We start from the raw sequence: 23,534 nt of genomic DNA on the forward strand, positions 1-23,534 counted from the left end.
GCTATAAAAGGCAACGTCTTGAGGTGATGTTGCCTCTACTCTATTGCCGGTTTACTCAAAGCAATAGAACAAAATATATAGTAATAAACCAGTGTAGAATCATCAATAAAGGTTAATGTAGTATTTACCGTGGAACTCAAACAGTTAAAGTATTTTATTGCAGTGATCGAGTCAGGAAGCTTGGGTAAAGCTGCAAAAAATCTCGATATTGGAACTTCTGCATTAAGTCAGCAAATCTCAAAATTAGAAAGCGAGCTTTCCATTCGCCTTTTACAACGTACCGCTCTGGGTACAGTTCCCACCCCTGCGGGTTTGGCTTTTTTTCAACAGGTTCAACTTGCGCTTAGACACCTAGACCATGCCGTAGATTCTGCACATTCTTCACGCTTAAGTGGCCACGTCACCGTGGGGTTTTCGCCGAGTGTCGCGACTGTTATAGGCACACATTTTTTAAAGCTCATGAGGAATCGTTACCCCGACATTAAAGTCCGTTTAATTGAAGGCTTATCGGGCGATCTCAAAACATTGGTCAATGCAAGACAACTCGATGTTGCAATTATCTTTAGCGACGATGTCGACCCGCAGTGGGCCATACAGCCTCTAGTCAAAGAGCAAATGTTTTTAATCTCGCCTAAAGAAGTGCTGAGCCAGTACCATCTTGACAGCTGTATCGACACTCAAACCATTACCCATCCACAACTGAAAGAACTTCCGCTTATTTTACCAAGCCAACGACATGGACTGCGCTTGTTGCTCGAACAGAAAATTCATCAACTTAAAGTCGCCTATGAAATTGATGGGCTACATTTGCTAATGGAAAGTATTAGCCATCTAGAAATGGCAACCATCCAACCTGCGGGTGCAGCATTAAACTCTCGGCAAGACTTATGTTTGCTACGCATTGTAGAACCTGCCATTGAACGTATTAACTATTTAATTAGTCTCTCTGAAGAAGAAATTTCGCCTGCCACTTTAGCCACTAAAGTGGTGATTCGAGCCTGTGTCACCAACTTAGTTAATGAAAAATGCTGGCCCGGTGCGGAACTCATAAACACTTAAGCCATTAGTGTTTATTTTTAATAAACACCCATTCAAGCTTAGCCTCTCACTTCACCCTCCCTTTTAAAGCTACATTAGCCCTAGCTGAGAAAGGGAGAAATCTATGCATGATGTGATTGTAATTGGTGGTGGGAATGCCGCACTGTGTGCCGCGCTCACTGCAAAGGAAAATGGCGCTTCTGTGCTGGTGCTAGAAGCAGCGCCTAAAGAATGGCGTGGTGGTAATTCACAACACACCCGTAACCTTCGCTGCATGCATGACGCTCCCCAGGATGTATTGGTTGATGTCTACTCAGAAGAAGAATATTGGCAAGATCTGCTTAAAGTAACTGCTGGAAAAACCAATGAACACTTAGCACGACTTGTAATTCGTAGCACAGCAACCTGCCGCGACTGGATGCGTAAACATGGCGTGAATTTTCAGCCGCCGCTATCGGGTGCTTTACATGTTGCACGTACCAATGCATTTTTTATGGGTGGCGGTAAAGCCCTCATTAATGCGTATTACCGTAGTGCCCAAGCGCTTGGCATCGAAATTTTATACAACACAAAAATTAAAGATCTAAAGTTAAACCAAGGACAGTTTGAAGCAGCGATTGCTGAAGATGGTCGTGTGTTTAAAGCAAAAAGCTGTGTATTGACCGCAGGTGGTTTTGAGTCAAATCTAGAATGGTTAAGAGAAGCATGGGGACAAAATGAAAATGGCGAATGGCCTGCCGATAATTTCATTATTCGTGGTACTCGCTTTAATCAAGGCAACTTACTTAAATTTATGATGGATCAAGGCGCCGATATTATTGGTGATCCATCGCAATCACACTGCGTAGCCGTAGATGCACGAGCACCCTTATATGACGGCGGCATTTGTACCCGAATTGACTGCGTTTCATTGGGTATTGTGGTCAATAACAAAGCCGAACGTTTTTACGATGAAGGCGAAGACTTCTGGCCAAAACGTTATGCGATTTGGGGCCGCCTTGTTGCCAAACAGCCTCAGCAAATTGCCTATTCAATTATTGACTCAAAAGCGATTGGTCGTTTTATGCCACCTGTGTTTGCGGGTGTAAAAGCTCACAGCATTCAAGAGTTAGCCGAAAAAATCGGGCTAGATGCAAAAACCTTATGCCACACCGTAGAAGAGTTTAACCAATCTTGCGTGCAAGGCACCTTTAACCATACCGTTTTAGATGACTGCACTACCGAAAATATTGTGCCCAACAAAACCCACTGGGCCGTTCCACTTGATCGCCCACCTTTCTATGCCTATGCCCTCAAACCCGGCATTACCTTTACCTATTTAGGTTTAAAAGTCGAAGACGATGCTGCTGTGCGTTTTAACAATAAAGCTAGCCGCAACCTGTTTGTCGCAGGTGAAATGATGGCAGGTAACGTACTCGGTCAGGGTTATACCGCAGGCGTTGGCATGTCGATCGGGACGACGTTTGGGCGAATTGCCGGAAAAAATGCAGCCCACTATGCACTTTCACAAGGAGTTGAACATGAATGCTAATAGCAAAGCCCTAATTCCAGTTGTTCAGCTCTCTGACCATGAGCAAGAAGTTCAAAGAGCCCTACAGATTTGTAATGCTTGTCGTTACTGTGAGTCATTTTGTGCTGTATTTGCGGCCATGACCAAACGCCTTGAGTTTAATCAAGCCGATATTCATTACCTCGCAAACCTGTGCCATAACTGTGGTGCTTGCCTACACGCTTGCCAATATGCTCCACCACATGAGTTTGGTGTAAACATTCCAAAAGCAATGGCGCAAGTACGTTTGGAAACTTACCAAGAGTTTGCTACGCCTCAACCGCTAGGTAGACTTTATAAGTCTGTGGGTATTCCGTTTGTCTCGGCGTTAACACTTATTTTCTTTTTTTGCATGTTAGGTGTGGTGTGGTACAAAGGCACCGACCTATTTGCAGGCTACCAAGGTAATTTCTATGCGATTTTCCCGCATAACTTTTTAGCTCTATTGTTTGGAGCAACCTTTACCATTGCGATTGTTCTGCTCGGCATTGGAATTAGTAAATTTTGGCGACAAACCTCTAAAGTCATCCATGGCAAAGTTGAGAAACCCGACCTGCTCCAAGCCACCCAAAATGTATTAACGCTTAAATATTTAGATGGTGGACATGGCAAAGGCTGTAATGAGCAAGATGACCGCTACACACAAATCCGCCGTGTGTTCCATCACCTGACGTTTTATGGCTTTATGCTCTGCTTTGCAGCTACAGGTGTAGCGACTTTATATCACTATTTTCTTGACCTACATGCACCTTATCCTTACCTAAGCTTGCCTGTGATTTTAGGAACTTTGGGTGGAATTGGCTTAGTTGTCGGGCCATCTGGCTTACTCTATTTAAATCTTAAACGCCATCCGTTACATGGTGACCGCGAGCAAAAACCTATAGATCGAGGCTTTATCTTCCTTCTACTTATCGTTAGCGCTTCAGGGCTAGCACTCATGGCATTTCGCAATACCCCTTACATGGCACTTTTACTGATTTTCCATTTAGCCACGGTCATGACATTCTTTATTACCATGCCATTTGGAAAGTTCGCACATGGTTTTTACCGCAGTGCTTCTTTACTCAAATTTGCCATCGAAGAACGTATTTCCAAGAAATCATAATTTCACAAAAGCATTCACTATCTTGGCGTAGTGAATGCTTTTATTGTTTTTCGGCTTAGAACACTTCATGCCTTCCCTACTTTTTACTATTGAAAATTCCTAAGCCATACATCGGCCACTTCGTGCTCGCTTTAATATTATTAATCAGCATCGCCACCAAGACTAAAGACACTGCACCGACCAAAACAGGGAAAATCAAAAAACTCCACTCGTAATGTATGCTGCTCGCGGTAAGCAAAATAACCAAAGGATTGGCACCCGCAGGTGGATGAACACATTTAAAAACTTGCATGAGTGCAATGGCACAACCCACTGAAAAAGCAATTGTAAAAATAGAAACACCCGCAAATTTTAGAAAAAACAATCCCACAAAAGCCGAAATAAGATGCCCAAATATAATATTTCTCGGCTGTGCCAAAGGAGACTGTGACACCGTATAGAGCAATACACAGGTCGCACCAAACGGCGCCATAATAAAGATATTATGTGTAAGTTTACTCAACCACAGAAGTATAAAAATACTGACTGTACCCCCAATAAGACTTCTTAAAATATCAACTTTAGTGGGCGATGGAGCCAGTTTTTCTTTGCCATGAAAGATCGAGAACATTGTTTTATTCCTCTAACAAAAAGTTGCTTTTTAAAAAGCATATAGATAAAATTCCAAATAGTACAGATCTGTACTATTTTATTTTTTGGAAAAGTTTTATGTCAAAATCTGCCTTAAAAATATTAGATACAGCCGAGAAGTTATTTAATGAAAATAGTTTTGTTGGCGTTGGCGTTGACCTGATTCGCGATGAGTCTGGCTGTTCCAAAACCACCATGTACACTTACTATAAAAATAAAAATCAATTGGTTCAGTCTGTACTGATTGCTCGTGATGAACGCTTTAAGCAAAGCCTTTTAGGTTATGTGGGAGATGCAACGGGGTTAGAGGCTATTAATAAAATTCTTGATTGGCACACCAATTGGTTTAGACAAGATTTTTTTAAGGGCTGTTTATTTGTAAGAGCGGTCGCTGAATCTAACCAAGATGATCAAGACATTATTTCTATTTCTAAAGCCCATAAGCAATGGATTAAAGAACTCATCGCGTCAAACTGCAATATGCAAAATGGTGAAACTTTATCTGAACTAATCTATACGGTGATTGAAGGGCTAATTAGTCGTTTTTTAGTCGATGGCTTCGATGAGGCACTTGCGATAAATATGAAAAATTCTATTAATCAATTATTTAATATCAATCAAAATTAATAATTGCAGCCCGATAGCTGCAATTGAATAAATGGAATTTTAGCTACGAAACTTCCCCATCAATAATGCCTTTCTCTTTTAACGCTGCTAATTCATCAGTTGTTTTAAATCTCGATAAAATTTGAGCGGTATGTTCACCGAGCTCTGGCGGTGCGTGATGATATTCAACTGGAGTATCAGACAACTTGATCGGTGAGCCAATCGTTTGAAAGTTTTCATTTAAACGATGAGGAATATTCACCACCAAATTGCGATGTACAATTTGTGGTTCAGCCAAGGCATCTTCAATAGAGTTGATAACACCTACAGGTACTTTAAGCGCATGAATCATCTCGACCCATTCTTTAGCGGTTTTCTGCAAAAAGTGCTCCGACAATAAAGGAATTAGTTCATCTCGATACTTTACTCGGTCTTGATTACGCACAAATTTTTCATTTTCGAGCAGCTCTGGATAACCAATCGCAATGCACAAATCTTTAAACTGTTTGTCGTTACCACACGCAATAATAAATTCTTTATCTTTAGCCTTAAAGGTTTGATACGGCACAATACTTGGGTGCTGATTACCCATGCGCTGTGGTGCTTTACCCGAAGCTAAATAGTTCATTCCCTGATTTGCCAGTGCCGCAACCTGCACATCAAGGAGTGACATATCAATATATTGACCACGCCCTGTGTGCGAACGTGCAATCAAGGCCGCTTGAATGGCAATGGTTGAATACAATCCAGTTTGAATGTCTACCACAGCCACACCAACCTTTTGCGCACCACCGCCTGTGACATCATAAGGTTCACCAGTAATGCTCATTAAGCCAGACATGCCTTGAATAATAAAATCATAACCGGGTTCTTCTGCACGTGGACCATCTTGCCCAAAACCAGTAATCGAGCAATAAACAATATTGGGGTTCAGTTCACTTAATGATGCGTAATCCAAACCATATTTAGTCAAAGATCCTGTCTTATAATTTTCAATTACAACATCGGCAGTCTTGGCAATTTCATAAATTAAGGCCTGACCTTCTGGAGTTGTAATATCCACAGCAACAGAATATTTATTACGGTTGGTACACTGAAAATAGCCAGATTCACGGGTCATGTTTCCGTCTTGATTGGACATCCATGGTGGTCCCCACATACGGGTGTCATCACCAACTCGAGGACGTTCAATTTTAATGACTTCTGCGCCAAGGTCTGCCAAGATTTGTCCACACCACGGTCCCGCAAGCACACGACTTAAATCTAAAACCCGAATTCCTTGTAATGCACCCATAACGATACCCTTCCTTATCTTTTTAGAAGGTACTCAACGCACCTTCTTCATTGTTTATGATTGTTTTTGCGGATCGTACTGACGATCTTTAATAAATAAGCCTGGCAATACACCCGCAACAAAATACGCAGCGCCCATTACAATAAAGGCCATGGCAAACGTACCGCCCGATGCCAAGAAACCAATGGTAGCTGGTGCAATAGCTGCCCCAACACGACCAATGTTATAGGCACCGCCAATGGCTGTTCCGCGTACATCAGTTGAAAAACTTTCAGCCATATACGTCGCGTTTACACCGTATGGAATGCCATATAAGAAGCCAAAAGTGATCAATAAATACAAAATATTGTCAGGCGTATTAAAGAAAATAATGATGGGCAAAAACACGGCGCTGGCAATTGTTCCAAACACGAAAACAGCACGGCGGTTAAATTTGTCAGCAAGATAACCTGCTAAAATTTTGCCTAAAATCATTGCTGTATATGAACCCACCATATAACTGGTTAAGTTTTTAAAGTTCATATGCACTTCTGTTTCTAAATAACTTGGCATCCAGTTGTTAATGCCGTAATAACCAAATTGTAAGAAGAATGCTGTAGTCATCCACAACAAAAACATTTTACGGTGCTTAAAGTTATTAAAAATTTGCTTATAGATACTGCTACTTTTTGGTTTCTCAGTCGCTACAATTTCTTTAGGCTGTCTGTTGTCTTGTAAACTTTCAATTTTGGTTAACTGCCAAGATTTTGGCTCTGGCACAAATCGTTGTAGAAAAATATTAACGAAAGCAGGAACTACGGTCAGGAAGAATAAAACACGCCAGCCATGATCTGGAATAATCGCACCAGCTAATAGCGTCGCAGCAATATAACCCACTGTTTGACCAGTCTGTAACGTGCCCAGTACGGTTGTACGGTAAGTGGTTGGCACATATTCAGCCATTAATGTATTACAGGCCATATAGAGTGCTCCGATTCCTAAAGCACCAATAAAGCGTAAAGCCATAAATTGCTCGAAGCTTTGCGTAAAACCTAATAAACAAGTCGCTACCGAAAAGAAGGTTACCGAGTTGGCAATCGTTCGCACGCGACCAAACTTATCACATGCCCAACCACCCAAAATACCGCCAACGCCCATTCCTGCCAAAGAAGCACTCCCCAATGCACCCGCTTGAAAGGTACTTAAACCAAACTCTGCCTTTAAACTGGTCAAACTATAAGACAGCAGCATAATATCAACGCCATCGACCACCATCGCAAAATAGGCAAATAGCAACGCCCATTTCCATGTATGAGGTCCGATCTTTTCATATGTTCCAAGATTGCTTGGAAATGTAGTTCTTAACTCTTTCGATATTGCCTGAACGTCATTGTTCATCTTTAGTTCCTCATTTTCCCAAATGAGTCATCGATAGCTTACTTATGTTTTCTGTATGACTTAATCTTCTATACTTTTCATTATCTTACATTCAAATTTAAGTACACAGAGGCGCATCTTCACATGAGTATCCTTACGATGAATCTTGTCATTATCTATAAATTTTTGCGTAAAAATCCCTAAAGGTGCTCTTGAAAGAACACCTCCATCTTTTAAAAATGAATGAGTTAGTTACTAAATGCCGCGATGCCTGTTTGTGCACGACCTAAAATCAAGGCATGAACGTCATGTGTACCTTCATAGGTATTTACGACTTCAAGATTAACTAAATGACGTGCCACACCAAATTCATCACTAATACCGTTTCCACCCATCATGTCGCGTGCCATGCGGGCAATATCAAGCGCCTTTCCACAGTTGTTACGCTTAATTAAAGATGTGCCTTCAACTGACGCAATGCCTTCATCTTTCATACGACCAAAACGTAAAGCTACTTGCAAGCCTAATGCAATTTCAGTTTGCATATCTGCAAGTTTCTTTTGAATCAATTGATTTGCAGCCAACGGACGACCAAATTGTTTACGGTCCATGGTGTATTGATGTGCGGTATGCCAACAGAACTCGGCAGCACCCATAGCACCCCATGCAATGCCATAGCGGGCACTATTTAGGCAAGTGAACGGACCACGTAATCCTCGAACTTCAGGGAATGCGTTTTCTTCGGGTACAAAAACGTTATCCATCACAATTTCACCCGTAATCGATGCACGTAAACCGACCTTGCCATGAATGGCAGGCGCAGATAGCCCTTCCCAACCCTTTTCTAAAATGAAGCCTCGAATATCACCCACATTACCTTCAGCAGAAACTTCTTTTGCCCACACTACAAACACATCAGCAATTGGGCTATTGGTAATCCACATTTTTGCGCCAGTTAAACGGTAACCGCCGTCAACTTTTTTAGCACGGGTAATCATACTGCCTGGGTCTGAGCCATGGTCAGGTTCTGTTAAACCAAAACAGCCAATGAATTCACCAGTTGCCAATTTAGGTAAGTACTTCTGTTTTTGCTCTTCGGTACCAAATTCATGAATTGGAACCATCACCAATGAGCTTTGCACACTCGCCATAGAGCGGTAGCCCGAATCGACATATTCAATTTCACGCGCAACCAAACCATAACTCACATAGTTCAAACCCGCGCCGCCATATTGCTCAGGAATAGTTGGCCCCAATAAGCCAAGCTCTCCCATTTCACGAAAAATAGACGGATCTGTTTTTTCATGACGGAACTGTTCAAGTACACGTGGTTGCAAGCGTTCTTGGCAATAGGCATGAGCCGCATCACGAATCATGCGTTCATCTTCGGTAAGCTGTTGCTCAATTAAAAATGGGTCTTGCCAGTTAAATTGAACTTTTGCTTTTTTTGTTGTCACCATGTGATTCATCGCATCCTCTGCTTGATTTGATCTTCTTTATTTAACTCGATGTTATGCGTGAAAAATGCAGTAATCAAACGATAAATCTTCATGCAGATATGCGACTTACGCATATTTAAAATAAGTCGCATTAAATTTAGATAATTAATTGGTTGTATTTCATTAAAAATGGCTTATTTTTAGACTAAACTCTGCTATCTGCATTTAGGTCATATGCTTTTTTGAAATATGACGACAAATAAAAGGATTTTATTTATGCGAAGAAGTATCCCGTCAATTCAGGGCCTGATTTGCTTTGAAAGTGCAGCAAAACATCTCAGTTATACCTATGCTGCCCAAGAGTTATGTATTACCCAAAGTGCGGTCTCTCGCCAAATTCAGCAGCTAGAAGATTTCTTGGGTGTTGAATTATTCATACGCACTCGGCACGGAGTCGAGCTAACTATTGCGGGCCAACAATATTTTAAAAGCATTAAACCCTACTTATTAGGGCTAGAAAAATGTACGGCAGATGTGATTTCTCATAAGGGTTTAGGCGGAACATTAAAGCTAGGCGTGGTGCCTACCTTTGCAACGCGCTGGCTGTTACCCAAGCTTCATCTTTTAAATCAAAGATACCCTGAAATTACGGTTCATTTAGAAACCAGTACCAAACCTTTTTTATTTAACGACAATATTTTTGACGCCGCTATTTTTGCAGGTACACAGCAGCAGATTGATCACTGGCCCGGCATACAAGCCCATTATTTAATGGATGAAGAAATTGTGCCTGTTTGCTCCCCAAGGCTGATCGAAAAGTATTTTCCAGATGCCATCATGATCAATGAAAATACCTATGACTTAAGCTGCGAGGATTTACTAAAAATTCCCCTGCTGCAACAAACCACTCGACCTAGCATTTGGCAAGAATGGTTTCTGACTCATCACATGCAACATCCAAAACCCTTTGATGGACAACGCCATGAGTTATTTTCAATGCTTGCGGTTGCTGCAAGCCATGACATGGGAATGACTCTAATTCCGCAAATGTTGATTGAATCTGAACTACAAAAAAAAGAACTTGTGATTGTTTCCAATAAAAAACTAAAAGGCAGCCGAAAGTACTATCTCATTCACTCAAGCCAAGACATCACCCCAACCATTCAAAAATTTGTTGACTGGATTCACCACGAATTAGAGCAGCTAAAAAGTAGTATAAATTAGCTCAGCAGCTTTTATTGAATACCCAATATTGCGACTTATACTCATAAAAAAAGATTGTGATTGATGAAATCACAACCTTTTTAGTTAAGCATCAATTACTTTGAATTAATGACTCATCAATTGAATGCCTGAACCACTACGTTTTGGGTCAATCAAAATTTTGGCATGTTGTTCAGGGTCGCGTAACGCTTCAAATGCACTCATAACACCCTCTAAGCCGACAACACCGGTAATAAGTGGCGAGCAGTTCACTTTACCTTCTGCAATCATGTGTAGCGCATCTCGGAACTCAAGTGGTGTATACCCCAACACAAACTGAATTTCTAACTCTTTATTAATCGCAAGTGCTGGTTCTATTTTGTCACTTTGCATGCACACCCCAACTCCGACAATTCGGGAAAACAAAGGTGCACCTTCAATAATTTGCTGTAAAACACCCGGTACGCCAACACATTCAAAAATAACAGGACGTTTTGGCAAAGCACCCAACTTATCAATCATGCGCCATCCATGCCACCATGGTAAACGTGTCGCTTGTAACTTATCAAAAAGCCCCATGCCCATATTGATCGCATCAGAAACATTGCCCAGCAAACCAAACTCTTTCCAGTTGGCAAATGGCGATGTCTGTTTAGGATCTACCACAATATCGGCACCACATTGCTCGGCAAGCTTACGGCGGTTTGGTGAAAAATCACTAGCAACCACGGTTTTAACCCCAGCCGCTTTAAGCATTAAAATAACACCTAGCCCAACAGGGCCACAGCCAATCACAATAGCAGGTTCACTGGTTTTCACACGGCTACGGCGAACGGCATGCAATGCAACTGCCATAGGTTCAGTCATGGCAGCACTATCTGCATCTAGACCATTGGGCACTTCAAACATTAAACTCGATTGAGCTAGTACTTGCTCGGCATAGCCACCCGAAGCATTTGGTGAAAGCCCTGTAGATAAATAACCATGCTGATCTACATTTAAAAGAGGCATTGCACAAACGAGTGTATCGGCTTTAAATTTATGACGAGTTTTTGGGCCATAATCTAAAATTTTGCCACAAAACTCATGACCAAGTACGAATGGATCAGTAGATTTAGCTAAACCATTAAACCCGACACGTGCGGCTAAATCATGCATGTGGTCACAGTGATGTTGCATATGTAAATCAGAGCCACAAATCCCGCATCGAACCACTTCTAATAACACCTGTCCTTTTGCAGGAGTTAATTTCGGTTGGTCTACTACTTCTAATTTTGCTTGATGACAAAGTACCGACTTCATTTGAACACTTCCTATTTCTTCTTTTTCATTTACTTGCCAGAAATAGATTTCTACAGATAAATTAATCGCCTTATCAGTTTGGTCTTTAGCAAGCCTTTGCTCATCTTTACAACTAAAAGGCAAAATACCAATGACCATTCTTTAGCCAATCTATTCTTAAATAGTCAACAAGAGGCAGGCTCAGCGAGATTAAAAACAATAAAAATCTTGGTACTTGTATCTTACACAGACTGCGTTATCTTCTTAGGCCAGAACAATGTCATCAAAATTAAAACTTAAACGAATATCTTAAGTTCAAAAAACTCAACCAAACCCTTTTCACAAAAACATAGCAAATCCAAACTTTTATCAATTGCCCCAAACAGGCATGATGAATTGATACGAACAGATAAGAAGAAATTTATGATTACTAAAACGCTTCCACTTACAGATATACACCGCCACCTCGATGGCAATATCCGTATTCAAACTATTTTAGAATTAGGGCAACAATACCATTTAGATTTGCCTGCCTACGACATTGAATCTTTACGCCCACACGTACAAGTGATTGACAACCAACCGGATTTATTAAGTTTTTTATCGAAGTTGGATTGGGGGGTAAAAGTATTAGCGAGTTTAGATGCCTGTAAACGAATTGCATTTGAAAACATGCAAGATGCTGCACAACAAGGCCTAGACTATGTAGAACTTCGTTTTTCGCCGGGTTACATGGGCATGACGCATCAACTACCACTTGAAGGCGTTGTTGAAGCGGTTATTGCTGGTGTAAAAGAAGGCAGTCAGACTTACGGGGTAAAAGCGAATTTAATTGGGATTATGAGCCGTACTTTTGGCCAAGAAGCCTGCGAAATAGAATTAAATGCTCTACTTGCTCATAAAAATAATATTAAAGCTTTAGATCTAGCAGGTGATGAACTTGGTTTTCCGGGCAATTTATTTATTGATCACTTTAAAAAAGCGCGTGATGCAGGTTGGCACATTACGGTACATGCAGGAGAGGCAGCTGGCCCAGAAAGTATTTGGCAAGCTATTGAAGAATTAGGTGCTGAACGGATTGGACATGGTGTTAAAGCGGTTCAAGATTTGAAGCTGTTAGATTATTTAGCTAAACATGAAATTGGTATTGAATCTTGCCTAACTTCGAACATTCAAACCAACACAGTACCCTCACTAGCACAGCATCCATTAAAGACTTTTTTAGAGCATGGCGTTCTTGCAACGATTAATACGGATGACCCAGCTGTAGAAGGTATTGAAATACAACATGAATATTTAAGTGCTGCCCCATTGGCAGGATTAACCCCTGAGCAAATTTATACAGCTCAAGAAAACGGTCTTAAAATCGCATTTTTATCAGAACAAGAAAAAGATGAGTTAAGACAGAAATATCAATAACAGAGAACAGAGAACAGAGAACAGAGAACAGAGAACAGAGAACAGAGAACAGAGAACAGAGAACAGAGAACAGAGAACAGAGAACAGAGAACAGAGAACAGAGAACAGAGAACAGAGAACAGAGAACAGAGAACAGAGAACAGAGAACAGAGAACAGAGAACAGAGAACAGAGAACAGAGAACAGAGCTTATATGTGTATAAGGAAACGAGTTCAAGCATTGAAATGCGTTTGAATTAGATTTTTTAAATAGAAAACAAAAAAATTTCTTCTATCTATAAGATAAGAAGAAATTCTTTTTAATATTTGGGATATTTTATAAAGCTTGAACGCTTCTAAATATGGTCGGAGCAGTAGGATTCGAACCTACGACCCCCTGGTCCCAAACCAGGTGCACTACCAGGCTGTGCTATGCTCCGAAATTGGGGTGAATGACGGGATTCGAACCCGCGACAACTGGAATCACAATCCAGGGCTCTACCAACTGAGCTACATCCACCATCAAATAGTTCTATGTACCAAGCTACCGAGTGGCGCGCCTGACAGGATTCGAACCTGTGACCATCCGCTTAGAAGGCGGATGCTCTATCCAACTGAGCTACAGGCGCTTAACCGATGATGCTTATCATGCGATACTTCGCCGATCTTAAAATATTATTTTAAGTGGTCGGAGCAGTAGGATTCGAACCTACGACCCCCTGGTCCCAAACCAGGTGCACTACCAGGCTGTGCTATGCTCCGATCTATCTCAGCTTTTGCTGTATCGCACATCGTGCGGTACGGTGTGCATTCTAGGCGCGACGCCCTCAGACGTCAACACCTATTGTCAAAAAAGTTTAAAAATCCTTATCAAATGTATATTTAACAAGCATTTTGAGGTTTTTTAACGCTTTAACGATGCACTAAAGGCTAACATTCGATCTAAAGGCATTTTGGCACGTTCAGCAAGCGCTGGTTCAACGTGTATTTCCTGATCGCCTTTCTGTAAAACTTCTAAAATTCCGTCGAGTTCGTTCATTGCCATCCACGGACAGTGAGCACATGAACGGCAAGTTGCACCCTCACCTGCTGTTGGAGCCTCAACTAAAATTTTATTTGGTACAGCTTGCTGCATTTTGTAGAAAATACCACGGTCAGTTGCCACAATGAGTCTTTCATTTGGCAAAGTCTGCGCAGCTTTAATCAATTGAGAAGTACTACCTACCGCATCAGCAATGTCTACAACCGACTCTGGCGACTCTGGATGTACCAATACAGCTGCATCTGGATACAGTGCTTTCATGTTGGCAATACCACGTGCACGGAACTCTTCATGCACAATACATGCGCCATCCCAAAGCAACATATCTGCACCGGTTTTCTTTTGAATATAACGGCCTAAGTGCTGATCTGGTGCCCAGATAATTTTCTCACCCAAGCTATCAAGATGTTCAACAATTTCGACTGCACAGCTTGATGTCACCACCCAGTCTGCTCGTGCTTTAACAGCAGCCGAGGTATTTGCATAGACTACTACGGTGTAGTCAGGATGCTGATCACAAAATGCTGTGAACTCATCAACTGGACAACCTAAATCGAGTGAACACGTCGCTTCGAGTGTCGGCATGAGAATTGTTTTTTCAGGAGACAGAATTTTAGCTGTTTCTCCCATAAATTTTACACCTGCCACAACCAGTGTAGAGGCAGGATGATCTCGTCCGAAACGGGCCATTTCTAAAGAATCAGAAACACAACCACCTGTTTTTTCAGCAAGCTCCTGCACTTCAGGGTCGCAATAGTAGTGTGCAACAAGGACAGCATCACGTTTTTTGAGCTCTGCTTCGATCTGAGCAAACTTTTGTTGTTTTGCTTCTTCACTTAAGCGGTTGTCTTTTGGCTCACCTAAACGGTCTAAATGCGCTTGTACAATGTTTTTTGCATCGTTGGCAATTAAAGTCGCATCACTCATAAAACGTCTTCTCTATCCTTCATGCTGGCATACCTGCTCGCATATAACGTTACTGCTTAAATGATTTAATAGTTCAATCATTTAATATCAAAAGGTGGGGCTAATAAAAAAGCCTCTTTGTCGAGGCTTGATTATAACTGAATATTTACGAACGGTAATCAGCATTAATCTTGACATAGTCATAAGATAAGTCACAGGTATATACCGTGTCTTTGGCTTGACCGCGTCCTAAATCAACTCGAATGGTAATTTCTGTTTGTGCCATAACACTTGCACCCGCCTCTTCGGTATAATCCTCGGCAGCTCCGCCATCTTTACAGATTTGTACTTCATCTAGCCACACTTGAATTTTAGACACGTCTAAGTCTTTCACCCCAGCATAGCCAATTGCCGCCAAAATACGTCCCCAGTTCGGGTCAGATGCAAAAAGTGCGGTTTTTACTAACGGCGAATGAGCAATGCTATAAGCAATATCGCAACATTCTTGAGTATTGCCACCGCCTTCTACAGCAACAGTAATAAACTTCGTTGCACCTTCGCCATCACGTACAATTAACTGAGCTAAACGATTCATAACACGCGCAAGTACTTCTAACACTTGAGCGTAGCGTGCATCGTTAATTGAAGTAATTTCAGCTCCACCTGCCTGACCTGTTGCCACAAAAATACAAGAGTCATTGGTTGAGGTATCGCCATCAATCGTAATACGGTTAAATGAATGCTCAACCGTTGTCTTTAATAAGCTTTGTACTAAATCACGGCTAATAGGTGCGTCTGTAGCTACAAAGCTCAACATGGTTGCCATGTTTGGACGAATCATGCCAGCGCCTTTACTAATACCTGTCATGGTATAAGTAATACCATCTAGCTCAAATTGTTCAGATGCGCCTTTAGGCACTGTATCTGTGGTCATAATGCCAGATGCCGCGTCATACCAAGCAGCCTCTTGCAAAGTGTTTAATGCAGGTCGAAGTCCAGCCAGTAAACGCTCCATTGGAAGCTGCTCACCAATCACACCTGTAGAAAATGGTAAAATTTCTGAGCTATTTACCCCAGCAATCTCAGCTAATTTTGCGCAAGTATCTTGAGCATTTTTCAAGCCCGTCGGTCCAGTTCCCGCATTGGCATTACCCGTATTAATCACTAAATAGCGAGGGTTTCCTTGTGCAAGATGAGCCTTAGAGACATGAACAGGTGCGGCACAAAATGCATTTTGGGTAAAAACACCTGCAACATTTGAACCTTTTGCAAACTCAAAAATGACTAGATCTCGTCGGTTCGGGTAACGTACATATGCTTCTGTTGAGCCAATTTTTACACCTTTTACCACATGCATTTGTGGCATTGTTACGTCACCGACAGCCATTTTTAGAACATCCAGAGTTTGTTATGAATAAGATCAATATTTCAAAAAAGCGATGCAATGAAGCACTGTCTTCATGAAATATCATTGTTAACAGCTTAGTAGAAAAGACTAAAAAAATCGAGCGCAAAACGGCTCATTGTTGCTCTAGCTTTAATAAAATATCTTTCTTATCAAGACCACCGGCAAAACCAACTAATGCCCCACCCGCACCGATAACCCGATGACACGGCGCAATAATCGAAATCGGGTTTTTCCCATTTGCAGCGCCCACTGCTCGCACCGCTTTTTCATTGCCAATTTGAATTGCGATTTCTTTATAACTTCTTGTTTCCCCATAAGGGATGGTCAGTAATGCAGCCCACACCTGTTTTTGAAATGCGGTCCCTTCAAAATCTAACGGCAAATTAAACTCACAGCGCTTACCTTCAAAATATTCTTCTAATTGCTGCTGAGTTTTTAATAAAACTGGATGTTCAAGTTGTTCGACCAGCTCAGCCAGCCGAACACGTTTCGGATTTTCATTGTCCCAGAGTACTGCCACCAAAGCATTTTCATTCGCAACTAGCTTTAATTGCCCAACAGGCGAATCAATATACTTATAAGACAGCAACATAGTTCATTCTCTTAGGACGGTGACGAAATTTTCATTAGGATCAAACCTGACACAATCAGTACAGCGGCAATCATTCGCATAGCTCCAATGGGTTCATTGAGAAAGAATATACCAACTAAAAATGATCCAATTGCGCCAATTCCTGTCCAAACCGTATAGGCAGTGCCAAGGGGTAAAGTTTTCATTGAAATTGAAAGTAGAACTACACTCAAAATCATAAAAACCACGGTAATAATACTAGGAGTTAAGCGGGTAAAACCTTCGGACATTTTCATAGAATATGCCCAAATAATTTCAAATACACCTGCTAAAATTAAAATTGCCCAAGCCATAACGTTCACTTGTTCTTATTGTCAGGTCGTCCTGACATGATTACCCAGTTTGGGGGAGGCCGTTCCTCCTTTATGTGAGGGCTCAGTTTACTTTAAAATAAAAAATGAAGGCAAGGACTGTCTATAACCCATCTTCAATCAAAAAATTTAAAGATAAATTTCCACTATATTTAAATAATTTAAGTTGAAAAATTTATTCGTTTTTTAACTGTAAAATTTTTCGGGCACTATTTAAAACGAATAATACAACAATCAATCCAATAATTAAGTCAGGATAATTCGAACCTGTAAAAGCAACTAGAATGCCTGCAACAATAATCCCTAAATTTACAATCACATCATTGGCAGAGAAGATATAACTTGCCTTCATGTGTGCTCCACTATTTTTATGATCGCTCATTAAATAAAGACAACTAATATTTGCCGCAAGTGCTAACCCACCAATTAAAATCATAAGAATTGAAACAGGTTCACTGCCATATACAAAACGGCGTAGCACATCAATTAAAACAATCATGGCTAAACCAAACTGAAACCAACCAGAAAGATGTGCAGCCTTTAATTGAGCATTAAGATTTTTACCTACCACAAATAAGGCAATACCATAGATTGCAGCGTCTGCGAACATATCGAGTGAATCGGCGATTAACCCTGTCGATGAAGCAATAATGCCTGCCATAAACTCAATGACGAACATGACAGCATTAATCAGTAATAACCACTGCAAAACCTGTTTTTGCGATGCACTTGTAGAAGTGTTACTTCGTACTTTTTTAGGTTTTTCGACGTAATCATAATGAGGTTGTGTCTGCTGCAATTCTGCGCCCAAGCCTAGGCGCTGTAAGCTTTGGGTTAACATTTCAGCCTGAGCACTGTGATAAACCGCTAAATGACGGGCAGGCAAATCAAAATAGAGTTCTTGAATATCATCAGCGTAAGAGGCTAATGCCATCCGTACCATCTGCTCTTCTGCGGCACAGTCCATTTTGGGAATATGATAATAGCTTACCCATTGACTCTTTTTAGAGACGAGCTGACTTGCACCCATATCTTTTTGAGGTGCGACTTCACTTGTACACCCACAATTTGAGCAATTTTTATTTGCATTTATTTGATTCTCTTGTTTTTCTAAAGCCATCTGTGCACCATAACTGACACAAAAAACAATGCCATTAGTATAAACCAATGGCATGTCGTTAAGCTTACTTTTTGTTCTGCAATTAGAATTTAAGTGTTAACCCTGCTCCATAATACCAACCATGTTCAGAGTCGGTTCCAGTTTGCCAAGCCGTCTGTTTTAAACCTTTTTCATAGCCATAACCAACATCAACAAATGGCATTACCTTTTTGTTGATTTCATAACGGGTTTGAAAACCAGCTTGTAAACTCGAGATACCTGTTTTACTGGCATAGCGAGATTCATCTTGCAAAACAACATCTGCTTTTAAATAAGGTTTACCAATTAACTTTTGGGTAAAGAGTAAGTCTCTTTCAGTCTCTAAACTTAACTTCCATAGCTGGTCTTCACCTGCATACAGATATGCATCGGTTTCAAAAAAGTAAGGTGCCATGCCATGTAAACCCACTACACCTGCCCAGCGATCTTGCTTTTTGTCGTCCCGCTTTAAACGCTCATAGTTCACCCCAGCCTGTACATCCCAATAGTCAGCTACATTGCGGCTGTAAAGTACTGAACTGCCGTAATTAGCATCTTCGGACTCGGCCTTTTCAACATGAGCTTTAATGAACAATTTGTTTTCATCAGTTCCCACCCAACTTTCTAATTCAGAAGAAAAACTACCTTCCCCTTCTTCATTTTGAGTCCAGCCAGTATCAATGGTAGTCGCCTGATAAACCTGACCGCCATGTTCGCGTAAATGATCATGTGTTAAAGGTTCTTGAGCGAAACTAAATACAGATATGCTAGAGAAAACACCGCAACATATCATTTGAGAAAATAACTTAGTGATGTGCATGACTAGCTCCTTTCTCATTTTCAGATTGAACAGGTGCTTGAGATGCATCTACTGCTCCATCATTCACTTGAGCCACAATCAACTTATTCATCATCCCTGCACTCATGTGATAGAGCAAATGACAATGAATCGCCCACTCTCCTAAGGCATCGGCTGTCAATAACGCAGTAACTGTCTTTCCGGGTGGAACAATAACAGTATGTTTATTGGGTAAGTTCTCAGCTTGCTGACCATTTTCCAATTGCATAAACATGCCATGTAAATGCATTGGATGTGCCATCATGCTGTCATTCACAAACTTCAAGCGTATGCGTTCACCATACTTAACTTGCAATGGCTCAGCTTCGCTAAATTTCTTGCCATTAATGGTCCAGATATAACGCTCCATGTTGCCACCTAAACGAATAACAAGCTCTCGTTCTGGGGCACGCGTGTCTGGCTGAGGTGTTAAAGACTGCAAATCACTATATTGAAGAGCTTTCATACCAGCTGGTGTTGAAGCATTTGCCCAGCCATACACCGGCTCATCTTTTTTATTCGTATTCTCAGATTGAGCTTGTATCTCATGATTCATATTCATCATCGAATGGTCATGCTCGCTAGATGGCTTTGCCTGCACATCGTGTTTCATTTCAGGCATAGCTGACATGTCGTGCTTCATTTGCATCATGGAATGATCATTTTTGTCAGATGACATGTCTTTCATGCCATGGTCCATGTTCATCATTGCATGATCATGATTGGCATGGCTTGCCTCTTTTTTCACTTCCGGCATCGCCGACATGTCATGTTGCATGTTCATTTGATGGCTAGCATGTTCATCACTCGATCCATCACCATGACTCATACCCATATCTTCCATGGTCAATAAAGATCGCGGGCGTGACTGCGGCATTTTAATTGGCCCCGCCGACTGAGTATTTTCATCATGCAAAGTACCAATGGCAAAACCGCTACGGTCAATTGACTCTGCTTCAATCTGATAATTTGCCTGTTTAGGTTCAACAATCACATCGTAGGTTTCGGCTGTGCCAATACGAAACTCATCAATTGCAACAGGCTTGACTGGCTGCCCATCTGCACTCACGACTGTCATTTTCAAGTTTGGAATTCTGACATCAAAAAATGACATTGCAGAGGCATTAATGAAACGTAGTCGGACTTTATCTCCCGCCTTAAAATCACCTGTCCAGTTTTGCTGCGGTGTTTTTCCGTTGACTAAGAAGGTATAACCCGTCACATCAGACATATCTGTTTTTAACATCCGCATCTGATTCCACATCGAACGATCTTGCCAAGTTGCTTTTAAACCTTGAGCTTTAACCTGCTTCCATACATCAGATACGGTTTCACGGCGATTTTGATAATACTCAGCAGATTTTTTCAAATTCTTCATAATGCTATCACTAGAAGAATTATGAAAATCTGAGAGCATCACAACATAATCACGGTCAGTTTTTTCATGCGCTGCAACTGGTGTTCTCCCTTTCGGGTAAATCACGAGTGGGCCATATAAACCGTCTTGCTCTTGGCCTTTACTGTGGGCGTGGTACCAGTAAGTGCCGTTTTGTTTCACCTTAAAACGGTAAACAAAATCTCCGTTTGGAGCAATTCCTTTAAAATTATTAAAACCCGGTACACCATCCATTAATCCCGGCAATAACAAACCATGCCAGTGCAAAGACGTATCCTGATTCTTTAATTGGTTATGCACATGAATAACAGCGTCATCCCCTTCCTCAAACTCAAGGAGTGGTGCTGTAAATTTTCCATTTACTGTAATTCGCTTTAACGGTTGACCAGTAACATTTACCTGTTGTTCATTAATATTAAGGTGATATTCCTTAATTGCCGCGAGGGACCATGGTGAAACCAATAGCCCAAATACAGCGACTAAGCTGCTAATTGTTTTATGAGACATTGCTGTAATCCTTTTTAATTAAAAAAATAAGTAAGTAAGGATTAAGCTTTAGGAGGACGTAAAATTTCTTGCCAGTAGCCGGCTAAATGCTGAGCCTGATAAATACTGCTAAATTGAGATGATATGGGAATAAATTGTGATTCAACATCTGGGACTGCTTGTTGCAATGCCAGATTCACGATTTGACAATGTACGGGGTTACAGTCCTTACAATGCTCACCGTGCGAATGATCAGACTGAAGCATGGTTTGGTGACATACAGTCTGATCATCTGCTTGAACATGCATATTCTTATGCGAAGTTTTTTCACTATGACACGGCATAGTGTGAAGATCATGCTGCATAGACGTCTGAGCAATAGACACACCACTCCACCCAATGACCAAAGTCATTAGGAACACAAACCAAGCATACTTGCGTAAGTGTTGTAGGGCCATTGTCGTTTATTGCCTTATGCAATTTATAAATCTTAGGGTACTAGCATAACCAAGTTTTAAAACAGATACAATTTCCCATCTTAACTGTTTGTTTTAAATTAATTAAACAAATGGTGGTTGGTGCTGAAGTACTAAATCGATCACTTCCAATGCACCCTCATGCTCATTACTCACAGTCGTATACGGTGCTACTGCTTTTAAAGCTTCTACTGCATTTTCAACCGCAAATCCATAACCCACTGCTTTAATCATCTGGATATCATTATTATTATCGCCAATCGCAACGACTTGATCAGGTTCAACTTGCCATTTTTGTAATAGAAGCTTCAAACCATGTGCTTTATGCTGGTCAGGAAGAATAAGATCGATAAAGTCAAAACCACTTGAAACGGGAACTAATAATTGATCTGCAACAAAACTTTGCTGCTGAAGATCTTGAAAAATAGTAAAACTTTCGTTTTTCTGAGCAATAAAAGTAATTTTGCACACTAAGTCATCTAGTGCATAAAAGTCATCTATAACTGTTAGTTTTTCAAAATATCGAGCGACTTTGGCATAGTCCTCGGCTTGCATACTCGTATGTACATAAGCACTCTGTTTTCCACAGATCACCATTTTAGATGTATAAGTTGAATCAATCGCCTTTAAAGTCTCAATAAATTGTTGCTGACTTAAATGAGCAAAAGCTATTTCTTGTCCTGCATCTACAACATGTGCGCCATTTTCTGCAATAAAAGCGATTTCATGACTAATTTCTGGAAAGTAGGTAACAAGCTTTGCGAGTTGGTTACCACTGGCAACCACAAAATGAATATTATTTTGTTTGAGTTGTTCGTACTGTTTTAAAAAACGTGCTTTGTTGTACTGCTTCTTAGAATTGAGAAAAGTCCCATCCATATCTACCGCTAAAATTTTTACCGTCATTAATTGTTTAAATCTCTTACTAAAATCTTATTAAACCAAATTTAGCTTTATTTTTCATGACACTTTTACAGTTTTACATCTATATATCTATTAAAAAGTGTCCACACAGTATTATCATTTTTTGCACAGGTTATTTTTTAGTAGAGCTTAATAAAAAATCAGGTAATAAAATATCCAACTCGCATAAAAAAAGAACGCCAAAACGTTCTTTTTTCATACATTCTGCCTAGAGAATAAACGATTGATCTAATTTTGTTTATTTTACCAACATCTTATCCATATGGTTATCAACACAGTTATCCATACAGTTATAAACAAAGTTATCCACAAGCTTATTCTCGGTTTAACATATTTTTTAAGCGTCTACACTACCTACTTTTGCAAGCTCTGCACGCATTTGATCAATTACAACTTTATAATCTGGTTGACCAAAAATTGCTGAACCTGCAACAAACATATCTGCGCCCGCTTCTGCAATTTCACGAATATTTGCAGGGCCAACACCACCGTCGACTTCTAAACGAATATCACGGCCACTTGCATCAATAATTTTACGAGCTTCACGTAATTTTTCTAATGTCATTGGAATGAACTTTTGCCCACCAAAGCCAGGGTTCACACTCATTATTAAAATTTGGTCAACTTTATCAAGTACATAATCTAGATAATGCAATGGCGTTGCAGGGTTAAATACGAGACCAGCTTTAGCACCACCTGATTTAATCAGTTGTAGTGAACGGTCAATGTGATGAGAGGCTTCTGGGTGAAACGTAATAATATCGGCACCAGCTTCCAAAAAATCTCCAATAATACGGTCAACCGGAGACACCATTAAATGCACATCAACAGGCGCTTTAATTCCATAATTTTTTAAAGCCTTACAAATGCCAGCACCAAAAGTTAAATTTGGAACATAGTGGTTATCCATTACATCAAAATGCACTACATCTGCACCTGCGGCTAACACTTTGTCTACATCTTCACCTAAACGTGCAAAGTCAGCAGATAAAATAGAAGGAGCAATCAAATAAGGCTTGGACATAGGTGGATGACCTGGCTAAGAATTTAAGGAGAGGCTTAAATTATAACAAAAAACCG

Annotated in this window: 21 protein-coding genes and 4 tRNA genes; 6 read left to right on the forward strand and 19 right to left on the reverse strand. The window is 40.7% G+C overall.

Annotated features, from left to right (window positions below; all coding sequences use genetic code 11):
- Positions 1–129 precede the first annotated feature (129 nt).
- From AC2117_RS15290 to tcuB, 3 genes are all read left to right on the forward strand, one after another.
- Positions 130–1,059, forward strand: a complete 930-nt coding sequence (locus AC2117_RS15290; protein ID WP_133975234.1) for a LysR family transcriptional regulator — start codon at positions 130–132, stop codon at positions 1,057–1,059.
- Between the two features lie 103 nt (positions 1,060–1,162).
- The gene (tcuA, locus tag AC2117_RS15295; protein WP_133975236.1) at positions 1,163–2,569 is read left to right on the forward strand and encodes an FAD-dependent tricarballylate dehydrogenase TcuA; all 1,407 of its coding nucleotides are present in this window, start codon (positions 1,163–1,165) and stop codon (positions 2,567–2,569) included.
- Positions 2,559–3,692 carry a tricarballylate utilization 4Fe-4S protein TcuB gene (gene tcuB / locus AC2117_RS15300; RefSeq protein WP_133975238.1) on the forward strand — a complete coding sequence of 378 codons (1,134 nt, stop codon included), beginning with the start codon at positions 2,559–2,561 and terminating at the stop codon, positions 3,690–3,692. The genes tcuA and tcuB overlap by 11 nt, the downstream gene beginning before the upstream one ends.
- 76 nt (positions 3,693–3,768) lie before the next feature.
- On the opposite strand, the gene AC2117_RS15305 is transcribed toward tcuB, so the two are convergent.
- Complete coding sequence (locus tag AC2117_RS15305; RefSeq protein ID WP_133975240.1) at positions 3,769–4,302, reverse strand: HPP family protein; 534 nt, start codon at positions 4,300–4,302, stop codon at positions 3,769–3,771.
- Between the two features lie 98 nt (positions 4,303–4,400).
- Between AC2117_RS15305 and AC2117_RS15310 the strand changes: the two genes are divergently transcribed.
- Positions 4,401–4,949: a TetR/AcrR family transcriptional regulator gene (locus AC2117_RS15310; RefSeq protein ID WP_133975241.1), complete on the forward strand. Its 549-nt coding sequence runs from the start codon at positions 4,401–4,403 to the stop codon at positions 4,947–4,949.
- Positions 4,950–4,992: 43 nt separating this feature from the next.
- On the opposite strand, the gene AC2117_RS15315 is transcribed toward AC2117_RS15310, so the two are convergent.
- The 3 genes from AC2117_RS15315 to AC2117_RS15325 form a co-directional block, all read right to left on the reverse strand.
- Positions 4,993–6,222, reverse strand: coding sequence for a CaiB/BaiF CoA transferase family protein (locus AC2117_RS15315; RefSeq protein WP_133975243.1), 1,230 nt, complete (start codon positions 6,220–6,222; stop codon positions 4,993–4,995).
- Positions 6,223–6,276: 54 nt separating this feature from the next.
- Positions 6,277–7,599 (reverse strand): MFS transporter, encoded by a 1,323-nt coding sequence (locus AC2117_RS15320; RefSeq protein ID WP_133975245.1) that lies wholly within the window; start codon positions 7,597–7,599, stop codon positions 6,277–6,279.
- Between the two features lie 227 nt (positions 7,600–7,826).
- Positions 7,827–9,047 (reverse strand): acyl-CoA dehydrogenase, encoded by a 1,221-nt coding sequence (locus tag AC2117_RS15325; protein ID WP_133975247.1) that lies wholly within the window; start codon positions 9,045–9,047, stop codon positions 7,827–7,829.
- A 246-nt stretch (positions 9,048–9,293) separates the two neighbouring features.
- On the opposite strand from AC2117_RS15325, the gene AC2117_RS15330 reads away from it, so the two are divergent.
- The gene (locus tag AC2117_RS15330) at positions 9,294–10,241 is read left to right on the forward strand and encodes a LysR substrate-binding domain-containing protein (protein WP_133975249.1); all 948 of its coding nucleotides are present in this window, start codon (positions 9,294–9,296) and stop codon (positions 10,239–10,241) included.
- A gap of 105 nt (positions 10,242–10,346) precedes the next feature.
- Here AC2117_RS15330 and AC2117_RS15335 read toward each other — a convergent pair whose 3' ends face one another.
- Positions 10,347–11,522 carry a zinc-binding dehydrogenase gene (locus AC2117_RS15335; protein ID WP_133976397.1) on the reverse strand — a complete coding sequence of 392 codons (1,176 nt, stop codon included), beginning with the start codon at positions 11,520–11,522 and terminating at the stop codon, positions 10,347–10,349.
- A 402-nt stretch (positions 11,523–11,924) separates the two neighbouring features.
- Here AC2117_RS15335 and add point away from each other — a divergent pair, with 402 nt between their 5' ends.
- Entirely contained in the window at positions 11,925–12,920 is a 996-nt protein-coding gene (gene add / locus AC2117_RS15340; protein WP_133975252.1) for an adenosine deaminase, read from the forward strand.
- Positions 12,921–13,261: 341 nt separating this feature from the next.
- Here add and AC2117_RS15345 read toward each other — a convergent pair.
- The 14 genes from AC2117_RS15345 to rpe form a co-directional block, all read right to left on the reverse strand.
- Positions 13,262–13,338, reverse strand: a tRNA-Pro gene (locus tag AC2117_RS15345).
- Positions 13,339–13,342: 4 nt separating this feature from the next.
- Positions 13,343–13,418 (reverse strand) — tRNA-His (locus AC2117_RS15350).
- Between the two features lie 32 nt (positions 13,419–13,450).
- Positions 13,451–13,527 (reverse strand) — tRNA-Arg (locus AC2117_RS15355).
- Positions 13,528–13,583: 56 nt separating this feature from the next.
- Positions 13,584–13,660 (reverse strand) — tRNA-Pro (locus tag AC2117_RS15360).
- A gap of 142 nt (positions 13,661–13,802) precedes the next feature.
- Positions 13,803–14,867 (reverse strand): quinolinate synthase NadA, encoded by a 1,065-nt coding sequence (gene nadA / locus AC2117_RS15365; protein WP_133975254.1) that lies wholly within the window; start codon positions 14,865–14,867, stop codon positions 13,803–13,805.
- A 145-nt stretch (positions 14,868–15,012) separates the two neighbouring features.
- Positions 15,013–16,233: a bifunctional glutamate N-acetyltransferase/amino-acid acetyltransferase ArgJ gene (gene argJ / locus AC2117_RS15370; protein ID WP_133975256.1), complete on the reverse strand. Its 1,221-nt coding sequence runs from the start codon at positions 16,231–16,233 to the stop codon at positions 15,013–15,015.
- Positions 16,234–16,366: 133 nt separating this feature from the next.
- On the reverse strand, positions 16,367–16,846 hold the full coding sequence (locus AC2117_RS15375) for a methylated-DNA--[protein]-cysteine S-methyltransferase (RefSeq protein ID WP_133975258.1): 480 nt from the start codon (positions 16,844–16,846) through the stop codon (positions 16,367–16,369).
- An 11-nt stretch (positions 16,847–16,857) separates the two neighbouring features.
- Positions 16,858–17,178: a DMT family transporter gene (locus AC2117_RS15380; RefSeq protein ID WP_127494401.1), complete on the reverse strand. Its 321-nt coding sequence runs from the start codon at positions 17,176–17,178 to the stop codon at positions 16,858–16,860.
- 193 nt (positions 17,179–17,371) lie between these two features.
- Positions 17,372–18,370 carry a cation transporter gene (locus AC2117_RS15385; RefSeq protein WP_197730937.1) on the reverse strand — a complete coding sequence of 333 codons (999 nt, stop codon included), beginning with the start codon at positions 18,368–18,370 and terminating at the stop codon, positions 17,372–17,374.
- 28 nt (positions 18,371–18,398) lie between these two features.
- Positions 18,399–19,154, reverse strand: coding sequence for a copper resistance protein B (locus AC2117_RS15390; RefSeq protein ID WP_227549208.1), 756 nt, complete (start codon positions 19,152–19,154; stop codon positions 18,399–18,401).
- Positions 19,141–21,075, reverse strand: a complete 1,935-nt coding sequence (locus AC2117_RS15395; protein ID WP_133975259.1) for a copper resistance system multicopper oxidase — start codon at positions 21,073–21,075, stop codon at positions 19,141–19,143. The genes AC2117_RS15390 and AC2117_RS15395 overlap by 14 nt, the downstream gene beginning before the upstream one ends.
- Before the next feature lie 41 nt (positions 21,076–21,116).
- On the reverse strand, positions 21,117–21,512 hold the full coding sequence (locus AC2117_RS15400) for a hypothetical protein (RefSeq protein ID WP_133975261.1): 396 nt from the start codon (positions 21,510–21,512) through the stop codon (positions 21,117–21,119).
- 102 nt (positions 21,513–21,614) lie between these two features.
- Positions 21,615–22,436 (reverse strand): Cof-type HAD-IIB family hydrolase, encoded by an 822-nt coding sequence (locus tag AC2117_RS15405; RefSeq protein WP_133975263.1) that lies wholly within the window; start codon positions 22,434–22,436, stop codon positions 21,615–21,617.
- 355 nt (positions 22,437–22,791) lie between these two features.
- Positions 22,792–23,478 carry a ribulose-phosphate 3-epimerase gene (gene rpe, locus AC2117_RS15410; RefSeq protein WP_003655878.1) on the reverse strand — a complete coding sequence of 229 codons (687 nt, stop codon included), beginning with the start codon at positions 23,476–23,478 and terminating at the stop codon, positions 22,792–22,794.
- Positions 23,479–23,534 lie beyond the last annotated feature (56 nt).

The organism is Acinetobacter calcoaceticus, from assembly GCF_900520355.1.
In the GTDB taxonomy this organism is placed as follows: Bacteria; Pseudomonadota; Gammaproteobacteria; order Pseudomonadales; family Moraxellaceae; genus Acinetobacter; species Acinetobacter calcoaceticus_C.

Excerpts from the sequence above, each read along its gene's own strand:
- AC2117_RS15310 (WP_133975241.1), top strand. The coding sequence starts at position 4,401 with ATGTCAAAATCTGCCTTAAAAATATTAGATACAGCCGAGAAGTTATTT.
- add (WP_133975252.1), top strand. The coding sequence starts at position 11,925 with ATGATTACTAAAACGCTTCCACTTACAGATATACACCGCCACCTCGAT.
- AC2117_RS15405 (WP_133975263.1), bottom strand. The coding sequence starts at position 22,436 with ATGACGGTAAAAATTTTAGCGGTAGATATGGATGGGACTTTTCTCAAT.
- AC2117_RS15330 (WP_133975249.1), top strand. The coding sequence starts at position 9,294 with ATGCGAAGAAGTATCCCGTCAATTCAGGGCCTGATTTGCTTTGAAAGT.
- argJ (WP_133975256.1), bottom strand. The coding sequence starts at position 16,233 with ATGGCTGTCGGTGACGTAACAATGCCACAAATGCATGTGGTAAAAGGT.
- AC2117_RS15335 (WP_133976397.1), bottom strand. The coding sequence starts at position 11,522 with ATGAAGTCGGTACTTTGTCATCAAGCAAAATTAGAAGTAGTAGACCAA.
- rpe (WP_003655878.1), bottom strand. The coding sequence starts at position 23,478 with ATGTCCAAGCCTTATTTGATTGCTCCTTCTATTTTATCTGCTGACTTT.
- AC2117_RS15395 (WP_133975259.1), bottom strand. The coding sequence starts at position 21,075 with ATGTCTCATAAAACAATTAGCAGCTTAGTCGCTGTATTTGGGCTATTG.
- AC2117_RS15385 (WP_197730937.1), bottom strand. The coding sequence starts at position 18,370 with ATGCCATTGGTTTATACTAATGGCATTGTTTTTTGTGTCAGTTATGGT.
- AC2117_RS15390 (WP_227549208.1), bottom strand. The coding sequence starts at position 19,154 with ATGCACATCACTAAGTTATTTTCTCAAATGATATGTTGCGGTGTTTTC.
- AC2117_RS15380 (WP_127494401.1), bottom strand. The coding sequence starts at position 17,178 with ATGGCTTGGGCAATTTTAATTTTAGCAGGTGTATTTGAAATTATTTGG.
- AC2117_RS15375 (WP_133975258.1), bottom strand. The coding sequence starts at position 16,846 with ATGTTGCTGTCTTATAAGTATATTGATTCGCCTGTTGGGCAATTAAAG.
- AC2117_RS15320 (WP_133975245.1), bottom strand. The coding sequence starts at position 7,599 with ATGAACAATGACGTTCAGGCAATATCGAAAGAGTTAAGAACTACATTT.
- tcuA (WP_133975236.1), top strand. The coding sequence starts at position 1,163 with ATGCATGATGTGATTGTAATTGGTGGTGGGAATGCCGCACTGTGTGCC.
- AC2117_RS15315 (WP_133975243.1), bottom strand. The coding sequence starts at position 6,222 with ATGGGTGCATTACAAGGAATTCGGGTTTTAGATTTAAGTCGTGTGCTT.
- AC2117_RS15305 (WP_133975240.1), bottom strand. The coding sequence starts at position 4,302 with ATGTTCTCGATCTTTCATGGCAAAGAAAAACTGGCTCCATCGCCCACT.
- AC2117_RS15325 (WP_133975247.1), bottom strand. The coding sequence starts at position 9,047 with ATGAATCACATGGTGACAACAAAAAAAGCAAAAGTTCAATTTAACTGG.
- nadA (WP_133975254.1), bottom strand. The coding sequence starts at position 14,867 with ATGAGTGATGCGACTTTAATTGCCAACGATGCAAAAAACATTGTACAA.
- AC2117_RS15400 (WP_133975261.1), bottom strand. The coding sequence starts at position 21,512 with ATGGCCCTACAACACTTACGCAAGTATGCTTGGTTTGTGTTCCTAATG.
- tcuB (WP_133975238.1), top strand. The coding sequence starts at position 2,559 with ATGAATGCTAATAGCAAAGCCCTAATTCCAGTTGTTCAGCTCTCTGAC.